The sequence below is a fragment of the Veillonella sp. genome (assembly GCF_019414865.1).
Taxonomy (GTDB): Bacteria; Bacillota; Negativicutes; order Veillonellales; family Veillonellaceae; genus Veillonella.
Genome location: NZ_DXLG01000186.1, coordinates 1 through 2,115, shown reverse-complemented (window position 1 = coordinate 2,115; position 2,115 = coordinate 1). Strand labels below are relative to the sequence as shown.

1 protein-coding gene and 1 pseudogene are annotated in these 2,115 nt (G+C 38.9%); both read right to left on the bottom strand.

Annotation, left to right across the window (positions count from 1 at the left end; all coding sequences use genetic code 11):
* A pseudogene (locus QZ334_RS08075) lies at positions 1-501 on the bottom strand (DUF1980 domain-containing protein); the annotation flags it as partial.
* Between the two features lie 52 nt (positions 502-553).
* Positions 554-2,089, bottom strand: a complete 1,536-nt coding sequence (locus QZ334_RS08070) for a permease (protein ID WP_295233510.1) — start codon at positions 2,087-2,089, stop codon at positions 554-556.
* Positions 2,090-2,115 lie beyond the last annotated feature (26 nt).

Genomic DNA, 2,115 nt, shown 5'->3' with positions numbered 1-2,115 from the left:
CATATATACTGTGTAGTCTTTGTATTGGTCTACATTAGATCCAACCTTTACGATTGTTTGATAGAAATTATCTGAATTTAACACAATTTCTTTTTTATCTTTAGAAATGCCAGGCTCTTTGCTTTCACTATTAACAGTAATCACCTCGCCGATGGCATCATTTGTAAAGTCGAAGTTGTTTGTATCATCATTGATGCGTGCAGCACCTTGAACACTAGTTGTAGGCACAAGGACAGGGGGAACGATGAGCAATACTACGGGAATAATGATAGGTACAATAGAGCGCCAGTTGTGTTTATAATAGCGCGATGGAGCCCAAATAACCGTAGCCAATCCGCCTAATATGAGAGCTACACTGCTAATGCCTAGCAGTAGTTCATATCGTGGTGCGATATAGTTCAAATAACGACCGGTTACGATTAGGTATACACAGCAGATACCTAAGGTGAGGTAGAGTAAGCCTTTCACAATGGAAAAGCGATCTTTAAGTCCTAATTTCATAGAATCATCTCCTTTTATATTCATGAAGAACTGAAATAGTAATGACTAAACATTAGCTTAAAAAGAATTGAAAACCTAATGCTGCTAAATAGGATATAACAACAATTGTTAAGCCTAGACGAAGAATAAATGATGTAGGCATATATTGTTTTAAAATATATACATTTTTAATATCGAGCATAGGTCCTAAGATGAGAAAACCCATGACTGAGCTCATAGGGAACAGGGTGCTCAAGGATTTGCCTATAATAGCATCTGATGTAGAGCAAACAGAGAAGAAGAACGCCAATATTAGCAGAATTGGGATAGCCCACACGTCAGGTAATGTGATGCCGGCATTGATGAGCCAAGGCTTTCCATACACTTGAACTATGGCTAGTACACAAGCTGCAATGGAGAAATAGAATAAGAGCTGGGAGAACTCTTTTTCCATATGAATGAGTAATCTTCTTTTATTGATATGTTTACTTTTTGATGCTTCTAAGACGATTTCTTCGTAGCTTAGGTTCTGTGCCGTTTTAGCTTTCATCATAGACGTAGATGGTGGTATAAAACGGAATGATAAGGCAACCAATAAAGCTACGCCAAGGCCAAGTACGATACGCCATACAGAAATCATTGGATTATCTGGGAAGGCATACCAGGTAGATAGAATTGTAATAGGATTGATGATTGGGCTGGCGAGCATAAATAGGAGGGCCACAGATAATGGTACACCTCTATCTGTAAGTGCTTTAAATAATGGAATAATAGCACAGTCGCAAACTGGTAAGGCTAAGCCACTAACCATGGCGGCACCATAGCTCTTCCAAGAGTGATCTCCTAATAGTTTTAGCAGTATTCTTTGTGGAACGAAATAGCGAATGACTGTTGAACCAATGGTTCCTAATAATAGGAACGGGATAGCCTCGATAATGAGCCCTGTAATGATGGCAAAGCATTGGTGGATGGAGTAAGGAATATCATGACGGAATGCAGTGACTAATAGTATGTAGGCTGTAATGCCGATAACTAGTAGATTAGGTATGAGTCCCCATGTAGAGTTACGACATAATTGCACAACCTTTTCAGGCGTTGGTAATGTTACAATTTTTGCCTCTCTGTTATAGGTCCGTAATAAGGCGTGATGTGTGTCGGTTTCTGTGATGATACAATCGGCACTATATAATTGGCTTGTTACATCATTACCTAAACCAGGCAAAATGGATGCGACGAATTGGTCTGTACAAATATATAATACCTTTTCGATTTGTAATAAATGGCGCAACTTATCACTATATAGCAAGGCTTCTAGTTGGTGAAAGCTGACCATACCGTTCCATTCAATCCATATTTCTTTAGGCTTTACCTTATCGATATAGCTTGCGATTTCATTAGATATAGAACTATATGTATCAGGTTCATTAGGCGTAATTGCACTAAGCCTATCAGGATTGAGTTGTAATCCTTCTTTGATGAGGGATACAGCACCTTCTTCGGCGCTGATACATGCCGTGCCACCAAGCTTTTTACGATGTTGTAGTTGTTCATTTATGAATGTACTTTTACCAGAACCGATGAATCCGGTAACGATATAAACAGGTATCATGATTGACACACTTCGTTATGTACCAT

What these genes read in the sequence shown, in the direction of transcription:
- QZ334_RS08070 (WP_295233510.1), bottom strand. Translation starts at nt 2,089, where the DNA reads ATGATACCTGTTTATATCGTTACCGGATTCATCGGTTCTGGTAAAAGT.